This window comes from Seonamhaeicola sp. ABD4_175 (assembly GCF_056160885.1).
Genome location: NZ_JBSWYC010000001.1, coordinates 1,197,802 through 1,218,882, shown reverse-complemented (window position 1 = coordinate 1,218,882; position 21,081 = coordinate 1,197,802). Strand labels below are relative to the sequence as shown.

The window sequence follows — 21,081 nt, the reverse complement described above, 5'->3', positions numbered from 1 at the left end:
AGCTTCCTAAATAGGAAGCTTTTTTATTTATTCATAATTAAACTTGGTAATATTTCATACAAGTTAATTGTGTTTGATATCTTTTGTCTGTCATTTAAAACTATTGATGCCGTATAATTTTCGTTTAGTTTAAAAGATGTTACTTTAATATTATTCTCATTCGGTAAAAAGGTTGGGTCTATTTTATGTGTACCGTTACTTATTCTTAAATTTTTTATTGAATCATTAATGCCAATACCTAAATATTTTACAAAGGCTTCTTTTCTAGTCCAAAATTCAAAAAAAGAAAAGTATTTGTCTTTACTTTTATTTATTATAGAAATTTCTTCATCATTAAAAACGCTAAATAGTATATCATTAAACACAAAAGTTCTATTTAAAAACTCTATATCAACACCAATTTCAGAATCTGTAATACCAATTAAAGCGCAGTTGTTTGCGTGAGAGATATTAAAAAAAATATTAGGATGTGAGGCTAAATAAGGTTTTTTATTATTGTTGTATGAAAAGTTAATTTCATTGTAATTTAGTTTTATAATTTCACATAAAATATATTTTAAGAGAGCTCTACATATTATGAATCTGTTTCTGTCTTTAGGAAAACGATACCTGCTTGCTTTATTTAATTCTTCAGTATTTAGGAGTGTTTCTAAAAAAGGAATAAGGTTGATAAAATGAGATATGTTTATTGTAAAAAGTTTAAAACCATTAAATTGATGTATGGGGTGTTTTAGTTTTACATTATTTATTTTGGCAGTTTTGCAGGTAATATAATTATATGTTTTCTTGCTCATAGTTATCTAATACAAGTTGAAGTTTGTTTGCAAAACCTTTAACAGCGGGTGGCAAAAGCATATCAGTATGGTTTCCGGCTACTTTATGTTTTTTAATACCATTTAAGGCTATTTTTTTCCAACCTAAAAGATTAAAATCATGAGCAAAATAAATATTTTCTGAAGCTCTGAATAAATCTACTTTAATATTATCTGGTATTATTGTGTAGTTTGAGTAAGCTTTTTCATGATATTCATCAATTTTTGGAGTTCTATTAAATTGTATTTGGAACTGTTTTTCTTTTCCATATTTGTATCTTAAAATGATTCCTGAAAACATAGTTTTAAGTAAACTATATCTTCTTTTAAAGTTTTTAATGCTACTAAACATATCAAAGCCCATATATATAAGCTGACTTATGTTATAAAGTTTTTTAACTACTTCTTTTTTAAATGATTTATTATAATAGTAGTGTGGGTAAACATAACTATCAAATAACGCTAGAGTTTCAACAGTTTTACCTTTAGCTTTTAATTGTTTTACCATTTCGTATGCAATAATACCACCAAATGAAAATCCGGCTATTTTAAAAGGCCCTTTAGGGTTAACGGTTAAAATTTCAGAAATATAGTGTGCAGCCATAGCTTCAACCGAATCATGAGGTTTCTCATTGCCATTAATTCCTTTAGCTTGAAGCCCGTAAACAGGTTGGTCTTCACTTAAATTTTTAGCTAAATTTTTGTAAATTAACACATTATAGTTTGCGCCATGTACAATAAATAGAGGGGGTTTAGATCCTGTTGTTTTTAGTGGCACTAGAGAATCCCAAGTTATAAAATTTTTATCCATATAAGATGCTAACTTGTAAATAGTTGGATGTGCTAAAAGTGAAGCTAAAGGTAACCTGTTGCCTGTTTGCTTTTCAAGCATTGTCATTACCTTTACTGCAATTAATGAATGGCCGCCTATTTCAAAAAAATCACTATGGATATCTATTTTTTCAATGTTTAAGCACTCTTGCCAAATTTTAGTAATAATTTCTTCAGAATTAGTAAGCTTGTTATTAGTAATTTTAATTGAATTGAGGCTTTTTAGAGATTGTAATAAAGTATTGCGGTCTATTTTACCATTAAGTGTTTTTGGAAATTCATTAACAAAATTAAAATGTTGAGGAATCATATGAGGTGGCAATTGCTTTTTAAGAATATTTTTGAAATTGGCCACTACAGCTTGTTTTTCAGTAATTGATTTTGATGGAATTAAACAAGCAACTAAATTACCATTATGAAGTAAAACTACTGATGATTGAACACCATCTAAAGAGTCTATTGCTTCTTCTATTTCTCCTAACTCTATTCTATGACCTCTTATTTTAACCTGCTGATCAATGCGTCCTAAGCACTGTATTTCACCAGAAGGCAGAAGTTTAGCTAAATCTCCTGTTTTATATAAAACTGGTCCTAATTTTGATTCAAAAGGATTATTTATAAATTTTTCATTTGTTAAATCTTCTCGCTTCCAATAACCATGGGCAACCCCATCTCCTGCAATACAGAGTTCTCCAGTTTTTCCTGGGGCGACTAATTGATTTTGGTTATTAACAATGTAAACTTGTGTATTATTTATAGGAAGCCCTACTGTAATAATTTCATCGGTTTTTGAGATTTGTTTTACAGATGACCAGATGGTGGTTTCTGTAGGCCCATACATATTCCAAAGTTCATCAACATTTTCTAATATTTTTTTTGCCAAAACCATTGGCATTACTTCACCTCCGCATAAAGCTTTTAGCGGTAATGGTTTATGCCATTCTGCGTCAAAAAGCATTTGCCAAGTTGTTGGTGTTGCTTGCAGAATAGTGATTTTTTCTTCTTTTAGCAAGTCTAATAATAAGCGGCTATCTTTTGAAGTCTCTTCATCTGCTAAAACTAATTTTGCTCCTTTTAATAAAGGTGTAAATAATTCTAACCCTGCAATATCAAATGAAATGGTGGTTATTGAAAGAAGTTTGTCTGATATTTTAATACCAGGTTTTTTTAACATACTATATAGAAAGTTAACTAAGTTTTTGTGCGTAATAGGCACACCCTTTGGTTTTCCTGTAGAACCTGAAGTATAGAGCAAATAAACATTATCATTAATATTTGATTTTATATTTACCTGTGTTTTTGGGTAATTATTTAATTTAGAAAAAATGGTGTTTACAAGCAGAATTTCAGAATTAGAGTGCAATGTGCTTAAAAGATCTTTGGTTTTTATTAAGTATTTGGCCTCAGAGTCTTCTAACATAAACTCTAAACGGTTGTTTGGATATTTAGGATCTAATGGTAAGTATGCTGCACCACATTTTATAATAGCAATTAAACTAACAACTAATTCTATTGATTTTGGTAACGAAACCGCTACAAAATCACCTTTACTAACACCTTTATTAATTAAATAATGTGCTAATTGATTAGATTGTTTCTCTAAATCTTCATAAGTTATTGCATTATTTCCAAATTTTACAGCTTGGTTATTTGGTGTTTCAAAAGCTTGTTTACTTAAAAGTTGATGTAAAGTTTGCTGTGGGTAATTAACATTTGTATTGTTAAGTTTTAAGTACTCTGAATCATCAACTTTTAAGAATTCACCTATTTTTTTGTTTGGGTTTTCAATTATACTTAATAAAACTTCTTTAAAAGAAGTCATCATTTTTTTAATAGTTTCTGGTTTAAAAAGCGAAGAGTTATAAGACCATTCTAGAGTAAAATCATTTTCTGTACCGGTGGCATTTAAGAATAACTCAAAGGCTTCATATTCTCTAGGGTTACTAACCAATTTATACGTTAATTCTTTAAATTTAACAGCATTGGTCATTCCCATATCTATATTAAACATAATAGGAACTAACGGAACTCTTGATGGGTCTCTAGGTATTTGAAGTTTTTTAAGTAGTTGACCAAAACTAAACTGTTGATGGTCATAGGCATCAAAAATTGAATTTTTTCTGTTTTTTAAATAATCAATAAATGAACTTTCATGAGAAAGTTTACTTCTTAAAGGTAATAAATTAACACAATGTCCTATTAATTGTGTTTTTCCGCTTTGAGATTGTCCTGCGGCTGGTAGGCCTACAACTAAATCATCTTGTCCTGTTAGGTTGTGTAAAAACACCTCAAATGCAGCTAATAAAGTAACTACAAAACTTGCGCCAGCTTTTAATCCTGCTTTTTTCAGCTTTATTACAAGATCTTCATCTATTGTAAAATCTAAACGGTTGCTTTTAAAGGTTCTAATTTCTGGTCTTGGAAAATCTGTAGGTAATGAAACTGTAGGGACAGAATCTTTATACACATTTAACCAATAGCTTTCAGTTTTGGTATAGGCATCACTATTTATAAATTCTTGTTGTTCAATTGCATATGAAGTGTATGATTCAACTTTAGGTAAATTAGGTGTTTCATTTTCAACAAATGCTGAGTATAAAGAACCTAACTCTTCTAACATAATTCCAATAGACCATCCATCACAAATAATATGATGAGCGGTTAGTACTAAACGATGTTCGTTTTCTGAAATTTTAATCAAACCAACTTTAAAAAGTGGTCCCCTTACTAAATTGAATATATGACTAGCATCTGCAAGTAGATACTTTGAAAACAAAGCTTCTTTTTGAGACTCATTATGTTTACAAAAATCTTTATAATCTATTTTTAAAGATACTTGTTTAAAAATAGTCATAAACTTACTATCTGTACTATAAACAGCTCTTAAAGCTTCATGACGGTTTACCAATTTTTGGAGGGCATTTAATAACTCTATTTCATTTAGTTTGCCCAATAAAACCAATGTTACAGACTCATTGTATGCTCTATTGGCATTGTTGCCTCCAAATTCACAAGCTGTCCAAATTTCTATTTGAGATTCTGTGGTATAAATTACTTTATCAACCACGGGAGTTTCAAATGGGTTATGAGTTTTTTTTACTGTTGTTTTAGAGCGTGTTTCATTCATTAGTTAAAATGGTTAATTAGTAAAAAAAATCCCTTTTATTAGAGTTCTATTTTTTTATAATTTTTATCTGTATTTCCTTTAACATACCATGCTGGATTTCCATTTTCATCAATACCAAGTTTTGCACCTTTAACAGGAGGCATATTTAATTCTTTAACAGACTTTTTGGTAGATTTTTTGGTTGAAATTGATGATTTTAAAATTCCTACATTAACTAATTCGTTTATACTTTCTTTAAAGCATTTAATTATAAATAAAATGTCTTCATTTTTAAAAACTTCTGTCATATAGCAAGGAAAACCGTCCCAAATATGTATGCCTTTAAGCCTAAGTAAAACAAATAACAATTCTGAGTATGGAACTTCCTTAATAAAAGCAGTTCGCCATAATGATCCAAAATAATTAATTTGAATAGGCAATCCATTTTCAGTAAAAAAACTGTTTAATTCTGAGGCCAATTGCTCTGTTAATTGAGCTAAATTATTTTGAAGTTTATGTTCGTTTGCTTTTAAATGTAAAAGAGCGGCTTTAGTTGAAGCTAAAGCTAATGGATGACGCACAAAGGTTCCTGCAAAATAAGTAACACCAACTTCAGGGAATGAATCATCACCATATTGCCAAAAGCCACCATCTAAGGCATCCATATATTTTTTACTTCCTAAAATAGCTCCAATAGAAATACCGCCACCAATTACCTTCCCGTAGGTAGCAACATCAGCCTTAATGTCATACATACCTTGAATGCCTTGAGGATGCATACGAAACCCTGTAATAATTTCATCAAAAATTAAGGTAATATCTTTTTGTTGGGTTATTTTTCTTACCTTTTTTAAGAATTCTACAGGTTGAAATTCTGGTCTTCTACTTTGAATAGGCTCTACTAAAACAGCTGCAATTTCATTAGCTCGATCTTTTATAATCTGTAAACTTTCTTCAGTGCCATAATCTAAAACCAACATATTTTGAACAGCTCCTTGCATAATACCAGGAGCAGCTGGAAATGTTCTTTTCATTTTAGAACCTCTTACTATCACCTCGTCGTTAATACCATGGTAAGAACTAGAAAAAACTACAATTAAAGATTTACCTGTTACAGTTCTTGCAATTCGCATGGCGCCTAAAACAGCTTCAGATCCTGTATTGCAAAGTGCAGCTCTTTCGTGCCTTGTTAGTTCACAAAGTAGCTCACAAACTTCACCTGCTAACGGATGTTGTGGACCTACCTCAAAACCAAGTTCAACTTGATTGTGAATAGCTTCTTTTATGAAATCTGGTTGGTGACCAAATAAACAAGAGCCAAATCCGTTTAATGTATCTAAAAATTCATTTCCATCTAAATCCCAAAGTTTGTTGCCAGATGATTTTTCAACAACTAACGGGTACACTAACTCTTTTGTAAATGGCTTAAAACCTGAAACTACACGTGGATCTGACATATGCCCACGATGCTTTTGAGTATAAGCTTTACTTTTAGCCGTTTTTTTATTGTAAGCCACTGTTAAATCTTTTAGAAATGCTTCTTGTTTATCTGTTATTTGTATTGCTGTTTTTTCTATTTTAGGAGAAGCACCAAAGGGTTTTTTATAATCTTTTATTTTGTCTTTTTCTACTTTTGGGGGTGTATTACTCTCTACGTGTTTTATATTATTCATTACAACGCTTTCCTGAGGGGTTGTTGTAGGTTGTCCACCTCTTAAGAGTTCTAGCTGTTTCCCTAATAATTGAAGTTGTTGTGCAATTAAATCTATAGCAGTACTATTATTTGTATTAGAAGGTATATTTGAACTAAACCCATTAGTTTGAATAGGAGGAGTTACTGGTAATTCTATATTAGCGGTTGTTAGAGTGTTAGAAGTTATTATGTTTGGTGCAAATTTATCAGCTGGTAAATTTTTATCTAAATGATTAGCTAAAAGACTTGGCGTTGCAAATTCTCCATTAAGTTGACGGAATGTTATAGGTGTTGCAAATTCATTTTTACAGGTAATAGCCATTTGGGTTAAAACCAAAGAGTCTAATCCAAGTTCTAAAAAACTGTCTTCATACTCACTAGTTTGTAAATCTATACCAGCAGTATTAAGCACTATTTCAGAAATTTTTTCTAGAATTAGTTGTTTTCTATTAGTTTGTTCTATTGTATTCATTTGTTGTTTTGAGAGTTGTAGGTTGTTTTGTTGATTTAGAATATTTGTTTCAGGCACTGGAGGGTTTATCCAGCAAGGCTTTTTATCAAAAGCATATGAAGGTAAAGTTACTCGTAGTCTTTTTTCATTTTTATAAAAAGCAGACCAATTAGGTTCAATACCATTTAACCAGAGAGTACCTAAAGCATTTAAAACAGTATGATAAGCATTTTCTTCTTCATTTGGTTTTACTAAACTAGCAACAGAAATGCTGCTATTAGAGTTCTTTTTTTGTTTAGATAATGTAGTAAGCGCCCTTCCTGGTCCAACCTCTAATAATACCAAATCGTCAAGTTCATATGCCGTTTCCATTGCTTGTGAAAATAGTACGGTATCTCTTAAATGATTGGTCCAATAGGTGGGGTTAGTAGCCTCGGCATCACTAAGCCAAGAACCTGTAACTGTTGATATAATAGGAAGTTTTGGAATGCTTAATGTTCTTTTATTTACTTCTTTTTCAAAAGTTTTTAATACAGGATTCATCATGGCTGAATGGAATGCATGACTAGTTTGTAGTTTTCTATTAGCTATTGTTTTTTTATTTAATATTATTGAAAAAGCATTAATAGCTTCATCTTCACCTGAAACTACAGATAACACATCTGAATTTACTGCTGCTACGGATAAGTTATTTGGAAGTATTTCTTTTAAATTTTTATAAGACATTCTAACAGAAAGCATACTGCCTTCTGGGAGTTCACTTACCAACTTACCTCTAACTGCAACTAATGTTAAGGCATCTTTTAGTGTAAATATATCAGCCAAATGTGCTGCTACAAATTCTCCTATGCTATGGCCGCAAAGTACGGTTGGTTTAATACCCCAACTCATCCATAATTGGGCTAGAGCATATTCAACAACAAATAAGGCGGGTTGTGTGTATTGTGTGTCTTTTAAGGTATTTTCTGTTTTAGAGGAATTTGTTTCAGGATAAATAATACTCTTTATGTTGTATCCAAATTCATCTTGTAAAATGTTAGCACATTTATTAAAAGCATTTTTAAAAACTATTTCGTTGTCATAAAGTGCTTTCCCCATTTGTAAATATTGTGCCCCTTGGCCTGGAAACAAAAATGCTAAATTACTAGGCACTACCTTTAAATGTGATGTTTTATTAGACGAAGTTTGGCTTAATAATGTATTTACATCTTTTTTAGAATTAGATAGTAAAGCAAAACTTCTTCTATTAAATGTTTCTTTAGTAGTAGAAAGCGTGTATGCTATATCTGCTAGTTTTGAATTTGTTTTTGATTTTATATATGTTCCTAAGTCTAATTTATAAGCCTCAAGGCTATTTTCTGATTTGGCCGACCAAGTTAACAGTTGAAGAGGCCTTTTACTTTCTTCTGATGTTGTTTTGTTAGACTTATATTCTTCTACAACTACATGCACATTGGTGCCACCAACACCAAAAGAACTTATTCCCGCACGTCTTAAACTATTGGTTTTCCATTCACTTAGTTTTGAATTTACATAAAACGGACTATTTTTAAAATCTATTGATGGATTTGGGTTTTTATACCCTAAAGAGGCAGGAATTTGCTTGTTTTTTAATGACAACATAGTTTTTATAACACCGGCAACACCAGCTGCAGCTGTAAGATGCCCCATATTACTTTTAATAGAACCAATAGCACAATACCCTTTATTGGGCTGCTCTCCAAACGCTAAACGCAAACCTTCAATTTCTATAGGATCTCCTAAAGGAGTAGCGGTTCCATGTGCTTCTATATAACTAATAGTTGATGGTGGTATTTTTGCATCTTCTAAGGCACTCATAATAGCACCAGCTTCACCTTCAACGCTTGGGGCTGTAAAGCTTCCTTTGTTAGAGCCATCGTTATTAACTCCAATACCTTTAATGACACCGTAAATGGAGTCTTTGTCTTTTATTGCCTGGTCTAAATCTTTTAACAAAATTACACCAGCGCCATCACTAAACAAGGTGCCTTTTCCTTCTGCATCAAAAGAGCGACATTGCCCATTAGCACTTAACATAGAGCCTTCTTGGTATAAGTGGCCACTGTTCATTGGTGCTGTTACGCTAGAGCCTCCTGCTAAAGCAACATCACATTGTCCGCTTCTAATTGCTTTAACTGCCTCTGCAATTGCTAATAAAGATGTAGAGCAAGCAGAATGAACACTTACCGCAGGCCCTTTAAGATTAAGATGATAAGCTGTACGTGTTGCAATGTAATCTTTGTCATTAACAGTAAATGATTGAAATTTTCCAATAGCATTTATTAAATCAGTATTAGGAATAACATTGTTTATATAATAAGTATTGTTACCTGTGCCTGCATATACGCCTATACTACCATCATAATGTTTTGGTAAATGGCCTGAAGTTTCTAAAGCTTCCCAAGCTATTTCTAAAAATAGCCTTTGTTGAGGATCCATAGCTTCGGCTAGCTTAGGGTTAATTCCAAAGAAGCTGGAATCAAAACTTTTAGCAGAAGGCACAATACCTCTTGCTGCTACGTACATTGGATCATTACGTAATGACTCTGGAATGGATGTGTCAAGTTCTTCAGGCGAGAAGAATGTAATTGTATCTTTTCCGTTTTGTAAAATTTCCCATAATTCATCTAAAGTAGATGCTCCTGGAAATCTACAAGCCATAGATATTATGGCAACATCTCCACCTGTGCTTTTTCTTTTTGGTTTTTTTCTTTTCTTATTGAAATCATTTTTGAGATTTAAAAAATCTGATAAGCCAGAAATAGTAGGGTACTGATATATTTTTGTTACAGGAACTTCTATACTTAATCTTTCTTTTATTAAAGCAGAAACTTTTTGTGTTAAAAGTGAAGTGCCTCCCATTTCAAAGAAATTATCATCAATTCCTATTTCTATATTTCCTAGTTGTTCACTCCATATTTTGGCTATATCCTTTTCGGTATTGTTTCTTGGTTTTATAAGAATTGGAGCAGAATCAAGTCTTTTATTTACTATAGGAGGAAGGTTCTTTTTGTCTACTTTTCCATTAGAATTCATTGGAAATTCACTAACCACAATAAAAATAGAAGGAATCATATACTCTGGTAATGATTCTGTTAATTGACTTTTACAATCTTGTATGGTATTACGCTTATTAAAAAACTGAATGTAAGCAACTATTTTTTCTTCATTGTTTATTGCTTTACTAATAATAACAATTGCTTTTTTTACAGAAGGTAAAGAGTTTAGAGAAGTTTCAATTTCTCCTAATTCAATACGATACCCTCTTATTTTGACTTGATCATCTTTTCTACCAATGTATTCTAGGGTTCCATCTTTGTTTTCTTTTACATGGTCTCCCGTGAGATACATTTTTTTGCCAGGCTCAAATGGGTTATCAAGAAACTTTTCTTTTGTTAATTCAGGTTTATTTAAGTAACCAATAGCTAAACAGTCTCCAGAAAGGCATAATTCTCCAACTTCTCCAGGAGCAGCAAGCTCTAAGTTTTCTGAAACAATGTAACTGTTTGTGTTAGCCAATGGAAATCCAATAGAAAGTGTTTTTCCATTTGAGTTATTGGAGTTGTATTTATGTATTGTAGATGTTACCGTTGTTTCTGTGGGTCCATATTCATTATAAAAGTCACAAAATTCCCCAAGTTTTTCGGCTAATTTTAATGGGCATACTTCACCTCCAGCAATAATTCGTTTTAAAGATTTTATTTTAGAAAGATCTGGTAACGTTTCAAGATAGCTTGGGGTAGCATGCAAATGAGTAATTTTATTGGTATATAAAAATTCATCTAATTTATGATGATTTAAAGTTTCTTTATCTACAATAAAGAGGGTAGCTCCGTTTAATAATGCTAAGAATATTTGTTCAATAGAGGCATCAAAACAATAGTTAGAGAATAATAAAATATGCTCTTTGTTGGTAATGTTAAAATATTTGGTTTGAGATGTTATTAAATTAACTACAGATTTATGTTTAATAACAACACCCTTGGGTTTTCCTGTGGTTCCTGATGTATATATTACATAAGCTGGATGACTATTTTTTGTTTCATTATTAACAATTAATTTTTTACTGAAGGCATCTAGTTTTGATACAAAATCATTTATAATTGAAATATTTATAGTGAGCTTACAATTACTGTCTTTTTGAATATATTGTTTTCTAGATTCTGGATAATCTACATCTATGGGCACGTAAGAAGCACCTGCTTTAAAAATACCCAACATGCAAAATATAATCCATTCACTACGTTCTATCATTAAACCAACAAAATCATTAGGTTTAATTTTATGAACTTGAGTTAAATAATTTGCAAATTGATTTGAAATAGCATCTAACTCTTGGTATGAAAAATATTTACCATTAAATACAACAGCTTTGTTATTTGGTGTTTCAATTGTTTGCTTAACAATTAATTCTTGTAGTGTTTTTTGAGAGTATACAAGTTTTTCACCTTGTATTTTATTAGTAGGTTTCATTACGGTTAAGTTATTTACAAAGACAATTAGATTAAAAAAAATGTCTTCTAATAGTATTGATTATCTGAGGGGCTATAAAATCAATACTTAATTAAATACTAACACAATATTAAAATGTTGGGCATTAATATTAAAATTAGCACCTTATATTACACTAAAAATCGATGAATTGAAACAAATAAGCTGTTTTTAGTTATAAAAGAATAGTATTAATAAAGGATATTAATGAGATTATAAAAAGAGGTTTATCAAAAAATTTTTAACCTTTAGCAATTATGAATTGCTGTTTAATAGATTCACCAAAGTATTTATAGGATTGATGCCAAAAAATAAACCCGTTTTCTTTAAAAAGTTTCTTATAATTATGAGAAAATGAGCGCTCACTACCATAGGGTTTAGAGTTGGGGTTTTTGTTAAAATCATGTTCTGCATCATTAGGTTCAATAGCTACAAATATCACATTTTCTAAACTTTTTACTTCTTTTAATAAGGTCTTTAATCTCTCTTCAGTAAAATATTCTAAAACGCCTCTAGAGGTGACAAAAATGGTATGAGAATGCCCATTTTTTTTAATCCATTCCAAACCATCTGAAGCTAAAAATGTTAGCTTTTTATTGTTTTTGTACTTTAATAAATTTTCATTTGTTTGAATAGGGCTAAGGTCTATACCTATAAGTTTGTTTATTTCATGAAATTTATTGCTTAAGTATTCCAAAACTTTTCCATTTCCTGTTCCAATTTCAACTATTGTATTAAAATTAGTAGTGCTTTTTTCTAATTCATTCTTTAAAATATCAAAAACAAACGAACAATCAGGTAAAAAGCTATTATAGAAAGAATCATTATTAGAGTCAAAAAATTCGTTCCCTTTTTTTTCCCAATAGTTTTGATGAAGCTGTGCTAAAGATTCATAATCCTGTTTTTTTTCTAATTTATTTAAAAGAGCTCTTCGCATAAGGCGTTCATTAAAACTGAGTTTTCCTTTAAGTACCAGAGTCATTCCGCTTTTAGCTAACTTATTAGCTTTGGCAGGTTGAGCTTTAATTAATAAAACACCTAAAGTTCTTGAAAGAAATTCAATTAAAGCTTGTCTTACTTTTGTTTTCATTTAAAAATGAATCTATTTAAAATTTACTATAACAAATAAAAGCGAAGATTATTCATTTATAAACTATTTATGATTATGTGTAAATTTTTTTGTTGAAAGCAAAATTAACATACATATGCACTAAAGTTATATTCCCGTCTTCTCCACAAATAAAAAAAGCTTTCTAAATAGGGAGCTTTTTTTATTTTAGTTTAATTAGTGATTTACTTAATGCTAACAAATCTGGTTTTATAAACTCTGGTGTTTTTGCTAAAGGATACAGTTGTTGCCCTGGCCTGCTAATAAAAGCAGCTCTCCAATTTGCCCAAAGTGCTCCGGCTACATCCCAGCCATGGGCTGCAATTAGCATGCTTTCTGTTGGTTTTACACCTATTTTTTTTGAAGCCCAAGTGTAAGCATCTGTAAATGGCTTAAATTTTTTAATACCTTCAACACTTAATACATCATCAAAATATAATGATAAATTGGCGTTTTCAAACTGATTTTTCACACCTTCTGTAGATGAGTTTGTAAAGGCCACAAGCTTATAATTATTATTTTTTAATGCTGTTAGCGCAGGTTTTACATCAGTATGCGCGTGTAATGATTGTAGGGCATTAGTAACTGTTTTTTTTGCATCAAATTCAGAAATTGAAATGTCATTATTTGATGCTATCATTTGTAGTGTTGCTGCGCCAATATCAGAAAAAGAAAAATATTGACCACTTGCACTAGTAACCAATGAATATTGTAGCATAGTTGTAAACCAAATGGACAACAATTCTTGGTTGCCTCCTAATTTATTAGCAATAATTGGTTTAATGCTTGATAAATCTAAAAGTGTTTCATTTACATCAAAAAATAAAACTTTTGGTCTTACTGTCATGGTTTTTTCTTTTTATTATAGTAAAGCGAAACGGCTAAAGCAATACTAATGTAATTACATTTTGCAACTTATTGTATCTATTACTTAAATAGTTTAAATGAAAATATTTTTAGTTTAAAAAAAACACTAGGCAATTTTGCCTAGTGTTTATAGATAATATTTTAATTATTTTTTGCTCCATGCAAATTTTTGAAAAGGAGCATCTACGGCTGTTTCAGCAATATGATTTGTATAGTTACTAATTACTTTTTGAGCAAGCCCTAAAATAATTTCTAGAAGTTGTTTATCGGTATAACCAACTGCAAAGAATTTTTCTTTTTCTTCATTTGAAATATAACCTCTGTTTTGTGTTAATGCTAAAGTTGTTTTATGTAAAACTTGTAGCTTTTCAGTAGGTAAAGTTGTTTGATTTCTTAAAGCCTCAATAATGGCATCATCAACTTTCATAGCTTTTGCAATTGCTGTATGTGCAGGCACACAATAGTGGCAAGCGTGCTCAACGTTTATAGTTTGCCATACTACTGTTAATTCATCGTTGTTAAATGATGTGTTTGTAAACAATTCATGCAAATTTTGGTATGCCTCTAATAATTCTGGAGACTCAGCTAAAACACCATGTAAATTAGGCACATAACCATATGCATTTTGAGATTTTTCTAATAAACTTTTACTTTTTTCAGGTGCAGTTTCAATAGTGTGAATTGTTAATGTTTCTACGTTACTTGTTGTACTCATAATTTTAAATTTATGTTAAATAACTAAATGATTGTTTAGTTATTGGTTAAAAAAAATGTTTTATATGTTTTTAAATGTTAATTCAATATAATCTGCTATTTCTTTATTGCTATTCACTCTGGTGGCTGCGGCTAAACCGTGTTTTGCCAATACAAGAAAGTTGGCTTGTTTTATTATGGTGTCTTCGTCTTTTTTTGTATCTGTTTTTAGTTTTTCAATAAACATAGCTTTTAAATTATCCATAAACTGAAGTACATCAGTTTTAATAACTTCATCATCAATAAACGAAAATTCATTGTAGGTATTTGTAATTAAACAGCCTTTAACGTTTCCTTCTTCATAGCACACATCAACAGAATCATAAAAAAAATCTTTTATAGCTTCAACGCCTTTGGTTGAGGTTTTTAATTTATCGAAAATATTTTTTCTCTTCTTTTTATAATTTTTTAGTGTTTGCTGAAATAAGCCGTGTTTACTACCAAAACTAGAATAAATAGAAAACTTATTAATGCCCATTTCATTTTCTAGCATTTGCATAGATGTATTTTCATAACCATTACGCCAAAATAAACGCATTGCTTTTTCTAATACTTCTTCCTCATTATATTGTTTTCTTCTAGCCATTGTTATTTAAATACTTTACAAAACTAAACGATTGGTTAGAAACAAAAAAACTTTTAACATCATTTTTGCATTTAAGTTACATTTAAATTGATTTTACAATCCGAAAAGTCTTGGTAACCACATTGATATTTCAGGAATATATGTAATTAGCATAAGAACTATTATCATTATAAGTAAAAAAGGCAATAGCGGTTTTACCACCTGAGACACCGAAACTTTAGCAATACCACTACCCACAAATAAAATAGTACCAACGGGTGGTGTACATAAACCAATACAAAGGTTAAGCACTAATACAATACCAAAATGCACAGGATCCATACCCAAAGCCATCACCACAGGTAAGAAAATTGGTGTGAATATAAGTACAGCAGGTGTCATATCCATAAACGTTCCAATAACAAGTAGTGTAAGGTTTATAACTAAAAAAATGGCAAACTTACTGCTAAATTGTTCTAACAGAAAATTACTCATTAACGCAGGTATACCTTCAAAAGAAAATAACCAACTCATTGCCATAGATGTACAAATTAAAAACATGACTACAGCTGTTGTTTTGGCACTGTTTAATAGAATGTTTGGGAAGCTTTTTACTGTAATATCTTTATAAATTAGTGCTAGTACAGCGGCATAAAGTACCGCAATTACAGATGCCTCTGTAGCAGTAAAAACACCTGCAACAATACCGCCAACAACTATAACAAGCATAAGTAAGCTAAAAAATGCTTTTGTAAAATGGCTCCAAACTTCTTTTAAGCTTGCTCTTTGTCCTCTAATAAATTTTCGTTTTACAGCCACAAAAACAATGTAACCAATAATGGCCAAACCAAGCAAAATACCGGGTAAATAGCCCGCAATAAATAATGCGGCAACAGATGCTGCACCACCACTAGCTAAAGCATAAACAATTAAAATATTACTAGGTGGAATTAATAAACCTGTTGTTGAAGATGTAATATTAACCGAAGCACTAAAAGCTCTTGGGTAGCCTTCTTCTTCCATTCTATCTGTCATAATACTACCAATTGCCGATGTTGCAGCCACAGCAGAACCCGAAATTGCTCCAAATAACATGGAAGCCAAAACATTAACATATGCTAATCCTCCTGGAAGACTAGCCACTAAGGATTTTGCAAAATTAATAAGCCTATTGGCTATACCACCTTGTTTCATTATTTCGCCAGCTAAAACAAAAAACGGAATGGCCAAAAGTGCAAAACTATCAATACCCGTTGTCATGCGTTGGGCAATGGTTGTTATACCTGGCATTTTATCAATGTTTAACAGTAAACTTAATGTTGTAGAAATACCAATACTATACGCCACCGGAACTTTTAATAGTAACAGAAAAAAGAAACTAGCAAACAATACAATAATACTTATTACTTCAATGCTCATAGCTTATAGTTTTATTTGATTTTTTGAAATTTTTGAAATGTGATATACCGAAAACCACATAATTAATAGTCCGCTAAACGGTAAAATGGCATAAATATAGCCTAAAGGAATACGAAGTGTTCCTGATAATTGCCCTAGATGTAAAGTAGTATAAACAAGGTTGAAGCCACCAATAACCATTACAATTAGTGCAAACATAAAAATTAGAAATTCAATAGCTATGGCAGCTTTCTTTTTATTACTATCTGAAAATTTTTGATAGAGAAAATCCATAGACAGATGCTCTCTTTTGGCATTTAAATAGGCGGCTCCAAGAATAGACATCCATATAAGTGAAAATCTGGCAAGTTCTTCGGTCCAAGTAAAAGACCCTTTTAATACGTATCTTGAAAACACTTGAAATAATACATCAAATACTAAAAGCGCAAAAATAATTATTAAGAAAACTTCCATAAACCTAACCACGCGATCAAATAGTGTTTTTTTAGTTTTCATATGTTTAGTTAGATTTTATCTTGTTAACAATATCGGCCAATTCTGGGTGTTCTTTTTGAAACGCTTCTAAAACAGATTTAGATTGTTCTGAAAACAATGATTTTTCAGGAATTATAATTTCAACACCAGCATCTTTGGCTATTTTCATACTTTCTTCAACAGAAGCTTTCCAGAATTGTTTTTGTGCCTGCGCAGATTCATTGGCTGCATCTTGTACCCAAGTTTTTTCTTCTTCAGATAATTTTTCCCATTGTTTTGTGCCAATTAAAAGTACATCTGGTACTGATGAATGTTCATCTAAGGTATAATACTTACTAATTTCATAATGGTTTGATGATACAAATGAAGGCGGATTATTTTCTGCACCATCAACCACACCTTGTTGTATTGCGGTGTATAACTCGCCATAAGCCATAGGTGTTGCAGACCCGCCTAAGGCATTTACCATATTTATGGCCATTTGGTTGTTCATAACCCTAATTTTTAAGCCTTTTAAATCTTGAGGTGTTCTAATTGCTTTGTTAGCTGTGTAAAAACTGCGGCTACCGGCATCATAATAACATAAACCACGTAACCAAAATTGTTCGCCTTTTTGTAAAACAGCTTTACCAATTGGGCCTTCTAAAGTTTCAAACATATGCTGTTTGTCTTTAAACAAATACGGAATGCCAAATACATGGTAATCTGGCACAAAGTTAGACATTGTTGCGGCGCTTACTTTTGTAATTGCTACACTACCAATTTGAAGTAATTCAACTACTTCACGCTCTGAACCTAGTTGCCCATCGGGAAAAATTTTAATAGTTAAACTACCTTTAGATTTTTTTGCTAATGCTTGTTGAAACGCCACAATACCCTTGTGAACTGGGTGAGTTTGTGGCAAAGTATGCGCCAAGTAAAGCACCTTTTTGTCTGCATTTTGATTACATGACATGAAACCTAAAGACAGCAATAGTACTAAAAGGAACTTGTAGTTCATGTTTTATGTTAGTTTAAGTGGTTATCACAAATATAAAAAATACAATCGATTGTATTTGTGTGTTTCAATTAAAAATTGAAATAAACCTTAGAATTAGTATAACATATGTTTTTTATCATGTTACCAAGATATTCAATATCGTTTGGTAACAAATCATTTTTTAAATCTTCGGCCATAATATTACACAATATACGCCTAAAATATTCGTGCCTTGGTATTGATAAAAAGCTTCTGCTATCTGTTAGCATACCAATAAACTTGCTTAACAACCCCATGTTTGAAAGCACATTAATTTGCTTTTCAATGCCATCTTTTTGGTCTAAAAACCACCAAGCGGCGCCCCATTGCATTTTACCAGCAATACCATTAGAGTTAAAATTACCCATCATGGTGGCAAAAGCTTCGTTTTGTGCTGGGTTTAAATTATACGTTATGGTTTTTGTGAGTTGATTGGAGCTGTCTAGGGTGTTTAAAAATTTTGATAAACCGTCAATAATGGGGTAATCGGCAATAGAATCGCAACCAGCATCAGAACCAACAAGATTTTTTAAGCGTGCATTATTATCTCTAATTACGCCTAAATGAAGTTGTTGTACCCAACCTTTTTCATGATACTTTTTTCCTAGGTAAACTAATAAGCTAGAGCGGTACTTTTTTATATCAGTTTCAGATAAAGTTTCGCCGTTTAATTGTTTTTTAAAGATGGCAATAACTTCATTTTCAGTAAATCTAACAAACGAAAATGCGCCACTAATACCATAATCTGATAGTTTACAGCCATTATCATTAAAAAAGTCAATGCGCTTATCAATAGCCAGCAAAAGTGTTTGGTAGCTATTAATTTTAAAATCGACACAGTTCTCTAGTCTATCTAGATAGTTTTTGAAGTTGTCTTCGCCTATAAAAAACAAAGCATCAGGTCTAAAAGTTGGATAAACCTTGGTAAAAAAATTACTTTTAGCTATTTGTTGATGGTATTTTAAATCATCGGTTGGGTCATCGGTAGTGCACACCACTTCAACATTCATGTCTTGTAAAAGTTGCGCAGGTGTTTTGTCTTCTAAAATTTTATTTGCTTTGTTATAAATTTCTAAAGCATTATTTGGTTGTAAAATATCGTCTATATCAAAATACCGTTTCAGCTCTAGTTGCGTCCAATGAAACAATGGGTTTCTCAATGTGTTAGGCACTGTTTCTGCCCATTTTAAAAATTTTTCTTCTGAAGATGCTTCACCTGAAATGTAATATTCTTCAATACCATTAGCACGCATACCACGCCACTTATAATGGTCATATTTTAACCAAGCTTCAGTAATATTTTTAACAGGCTTATTTTCTGCAATTTCTTTAGCCGATAAATGATTGTGATAATCAATAATAGGCATTTTTTTTGCGTACTCATGGTACAGTGTTTCGGCTGTTTTAGATTGCAATAAAAAATTATCGGTAATAAAGTTTTTAGCTTTTATAATGCTCATAAATCAAGGCTTTTGCTAATTCCTAATTCTAAACCACGTAATTCTGCCAACCCTTTTAATCTGCCTATTGCAGTATAGCCAGAATAGGTGCTTTGCGTATCTAAATCGTTTAACATTTGGTGCCCATGATCGGGTCTCATTGGTAATTCAATATTTCGTTCTTTTTCAATGTCTTTTATGGCTTTTACAATGGCATACATGTTAGACGAACCCTCTAAATGATTGTCTTCATAAAAACTTCCATCAGCTTCACGTTTTACATTTCTAAGGTGAAGAAAATGAATGTTATTTTTGAATTTTTTTATCATTTTTGGCAAATCATTATCGGGATTTGCGCCTAACGAGCCTGTACAAAATGTAATGCCGTTTGAATGCGAATTTATAAACCCAACCAAATCATCTAAATCACTTTCAGATTTTATAATTCTAGGTAATCCCATAATGTCTATTGGCGGATCATCTGGATGAATGGCCATTTTAATACCTAACTCTTCAGCTAAAGGAATAATTTCATTTAAAAAATAAGATAAATTAGATTTTAAATCTTGGTGAGACATGTTGTTATATTGTGCAATCATGTCTTTAAAAACAGGAATGGTTAAATCATCAACAGTTCCTGGTAATCCTTTTAACACACTATCTTCTAAACGTTGTTTTTCAAAAGATGTCATTAAGGAAAAGCGTTCATGTGCTTTTTCAATAATATCTTTTGAGTATCGGTTTTCAGCATCATTAAGTTCCATAATGTGACACTCAAAAACAGCCATATCAATTTTATCAAATCGTAAAGCGGTAGCACCGTTATCAAGTTTCCAGTGTAAATGTGTTCTGGTCCAATCTAGTACGGGCATAAAGTTGTAACACACATTTTTAACACCACATTTGGCAATATTTATTAAACTTTGTTTGTAGTTTTCTATGCGTTGTAAATAATTGCCAGTTTGTAATTTTATGTTTTCATGAATGGGAATACTTTCAATAAAAGACCATGTTAAACCCGCTTTTTCAATAGTGTTTTTTACACTGTTTATGGTTTCAATATCCCAAATTTCACCATTAGGTGTTTGGTGTAAAGCTGTTACAATGCCTGTGGCTCCAGCTTGTTTTATGTATGATAATTTTACAGGATCGTTACTACCAAACCATCTAAAAGTTTGTTCCATTTTTTATAAATTTTATACACCACTAAAGGCGCTAAATCCGCCATCAATTGGTAATATGGTTCCAGTTACAAATTTTGAAGCTTCGGCGCATAAATAATGAATTGCTCCGTTTAGTTCTTCGGCTTCACCAAAACGTTTCATTGGTGTGTTTTTAATTATAGTTTCGCCTCTTTTGGTATAACTTCCATCTTCATTAGTTAATAATTTTTTATTTTGAGCGCCAATAAAAAAGCCTGGAGCAATGGCGTTTACCCGCAGACCTTCACCAAATTTTAAACCTAATTCTACAGCCATCCATTTAGTAAAATTATCAATAGCCGCTTTTGAAGCCGAATAACCAGCAACCCGCGTAATAACACTTTGCGCTGCCATGGAGGATATATTTATAATGCTACCTGTACCTTGTTTTGCCATGGTTTCACCAAAGATTATAGAGGGTAGGACAGTGCCATCTAAATTAAGTTCAGATACTTTTCTGAAGTCGTCCATTTTAAGATCGAAAATAGTTTGATCTTCTCCAATGGTTGCACCAGGCATGTTGCCACCAGCACCATTAATTAAAACATCAATTTGCCCCCAAATGTTTAAAATTTCTTCTTTTACGTTTTCAAGAAAGTTTTTATCTAAAACACTTCCTGTAAACCCTAAAACATTATCATTTATGGCTTTTAATTCTTCAATTTTTGAAGTTACTTTTGCTGGTGTTTGTCCAAGAATTGCAATTTTAGCACCTTGTGTAAGTAGGTAATTTGCCATACTACCACCAAGAGCTCCAGAGCCACCAGTTATTATTATTACTTTATTTTGTATGTTGAAAAGCGACATATTTTTAGCTTAATTTAATTTTTC

13 protein-coding genes are annotated in these 21,081 nt (G+C 31.4%); all 13 read right to left on the bottom strand.

All coding sequences use genetic code 11. The annotated features are described in order from the left end of the window. Positions 1-23: 23 nt before the first annotated feature. Complete coding sequence (locus ACXAG4_RS04870) at positions 24-794, bottom strand: 4'-phosphopantetheinyl transferase family protein (RefSeq protein WP_475294948.1); 771 nt, start codon at positions 792-794, stop codon at positions 24-26. After that, positions 775-4,770: a non-ribosomal peptide synthetase gene (locus ACXAG4_RS04865; RefSeq protein ID WP_475294947.1), complete on the bottom strand. Its 3,996-nt coding sequence runs from the start codon at positions 4,768-4,770 to the stop codon at positions 775-777. The genes ACXAG4_RS04870 and ACXAG4_RS04865 overlap by 20 nt, the downstream gene beginning before the upstream one ends. 38 nt (positions 4,771-4,808) lie before the next feature. After that, positions 4,809-11,387, bottom strand: coding sequence for an amino acid adenylation domain-containing protein (locus ACXAG4_RS04860; protein WP_475294946.1), 6,579 nt, complete (start codon positions 11,385-11,387; stop codon positions 4,809-4,811). A 259-nt stretch (positions 11,388-11,646) separates the two neighbouring features. Beyond that, complete coding sequence (locus tag ACXAG4_RS04855) at positions 11,647-12,495, bottom strand: class I SAM-dependent methyltransferase (protein WP_475294945.1); 849 nt, start codon at positions 12,493-12,495, stop codon at positions 11,647-11,649. A 181-nt stretch (positions 12,496-12,676) separates the two neighbouring features. Beyond that, positions 12,677-13,360, bottom strand: a complete 684-nt coding sequence (locus ACXAG4_RS04850) for a haloacid dehalogenase type II (protein WP_475294944.1) — start codon at positions 13,358-13,360, stop codon at positions 12,677-12,679. 165 nt (positions 13,361-13,525) lie between these two features. Beyond that, positions 13,526-14,095, bottom strand: a complete 570-nt coding sequence (locus tag ACXAG4_RS04845; RefSeq protein ID WP_475294943.1) for a carboxymuconolactone decarboxylase family protein — start codon at positions 14,093-14,095, stop codon at positions 13,526-13,528. A 60-nt stretch (positions 14,096-14,155) separates the two neighbouring features. Beyond that, on the bottom strand, positions 14,156-14,719 hold the full coding sequence (locus ACXAG4_RS04840; protein WP_475294942.1) for a TetR/AcrR family transcriptional regulator: 564 nt from the start codon (positions 14,717-14,719) through the stop codon (positions 14,156-14,158). A gap of 93 nt (positions 14,720-14,812) precedes the next feature. Continuing rightward, on the bottom strand, positions 14,813-16,117 hold the full coding sequence (locus tag ACXAG4_RS04835) for a TRAP transporter large permease (RefSeq protein WP_475294941.1): 1,305 nt from the start codon (positions 16,115-16,117) through the stop codon (positions 14,813-14,815). 3 nt (positions 16,118-16,120) lie between these two features. Continuing rightward, the gene (locus ACXAG4_RS04830) at positions 16,121-16,612 is read right to left on the bottom strand and encodes a TRAP transporter small permease (protein WP_475294940.1); all 492 of its coding nucleotides are present in this window, start codon (positions 16,610-16,612) and stop codon (positions 16,121-16,123) included. A 4-nt stretch (positions 16,613-16,616) separates the two neighbouring features. Then, the gene (locus ACXAG4_RS04825; protein ID WP_475294939.1) at positions 16,617-17,591 is read right to left on the bottom strand and encodes a TRAP transporter substrate-binding protein; all 975 of its coding nucleotides are present in this window, start codon (positions 17,589-17,591) and stop codon (positions 16,617-16,619) included. 68 nt (positions 17,592-17,659) lie between these two features. Then, complete coding sequence (uxaC, locus tag ACXAG4_RS04820) at positions 17,660-19,069, bottom strand: glucuronate isomerase (RefSeq protein WP_475294938.1); 1,410 nt, start codon at positions 19,067-19,069, stop codon at positions 17,660-17,662. Then, positions 19,066-20,232 (bottom strand): mannonate dehydratase, encoded by a 1,167-nt coding sequence (uxuA, locus tag ACXAG4_RS04815; protein WP_475294937.1) that lies wholly within the window; start codon positions 20,230-20,232, stop codon positions 19,066-19,068. The genes uxaC and uxuA overlap by 4 nt, the downstream gene beginning before the upstream one ends. A gap of 12 nt (positions 20,233-20,244) precedes the next feature. Beyond that, the gene (locus ACXAG4_RS04810) at positions 20,245-21,057 is read right to left on the bottom strand and encodes an SDR family oxidoreductase (protein ID WP_475294936.1); all 813 of its coding nucleotides are present in this window, start codon (positions 21,055-21,057) and stop codon (positions 20,245-20,247) included. Between the last annotated feature and the right edge of the window lie 24 nt (positions 21,058-21,081).

Coding starts and splice junctions, on each gene's coding strand:
- ACXAG4_RS04870 (WP_475294948.1), bottom strand. CDS start 794: ATGAGCAAGAAAACATATAATTATATTACCTGCAAAACTGCCAAAATA.
- ACXAG4_RS04865 (WP_475294947.1), bottom strand. CDS start 4,770: ATGAATGAAACACGCTCTAAAACAACAGTAAAAAAAACTCATAACCCA.
- ACXAG4_RS04860 (WP_475294946.1), bottom strand. CDS start 11,387: ATGAAACCTACTAATAAAATACAAGGTGAAAAACTTGTATACTCTCAA.
- ACXAG4_RS04855 (WP_475294945.1), bottom strand. CDS start 12,495: ATGAAAACAAAAGTAAGACAAGCTTTAATTGAATTTCTTTCAAGAACT.
- ACXAG4_RS04850 (WP_475294944.1), bottom strand. CDS start 13,360: ATGACAGTAAGACCAAAAGTTTTATTTTTTGATGTAAATGAAACACTT.
- ACXAG4_RS04845 (WP_475294943.1), bottom strand. CDS start 14,095: ATGAGTACAACAAGTAACGTAGAAACATTAACAATTCACACTATTGAA.
- ACXAG4_RS04840 (WP_475294942.1), bottom strand. CDS start 14,719: ATGGCTAGAAGAAAACAATATAATGAGGAAGAAGTATTAGAAAAAGCA.
- ACXAG4_RS04835 (WP_475294941.1), bottom strand. CDS start 16,117: ATGAGCATTGAAGTAATAAGTATTATTGTATTGTTTGCTAGTTTCTTT.
- ACXAG4_RS04830 (WP_475294940.1), bottom strand. CDS start 16,612: ATGAAAACTAAAAAAACACTATTTGATCGCGTGGTTAGGTTTATGGAA.
- ACXAG4_RS04825 (WP_475294939.1), bottom strand. CDS start 17,591: ATGAACTACAAGTTCCTTTTAGTACTATTGCTGTCTTTAGGTTTCATG.
- uxaC (WP_475294938.1), bottom strand. CDS start 19,069: ATGAGCATTATAAAAGCTAAAAACTTTATTACCGATAATTTTTTATTG.
- uxuA (WP_475294937.1), bottom strand. CDS start 20,232: ATGGAACAAACTTTTAGATGGTTTGGTAGTAACGATCCTGTAAAATTA.
- ACXAG4_RS04810 (WP_475294936.1), bottom strand. CDS start 21,057: ATGTCGCTTTTCAACATACAAAATAAAGTAATAATAATAACTGGTGGC.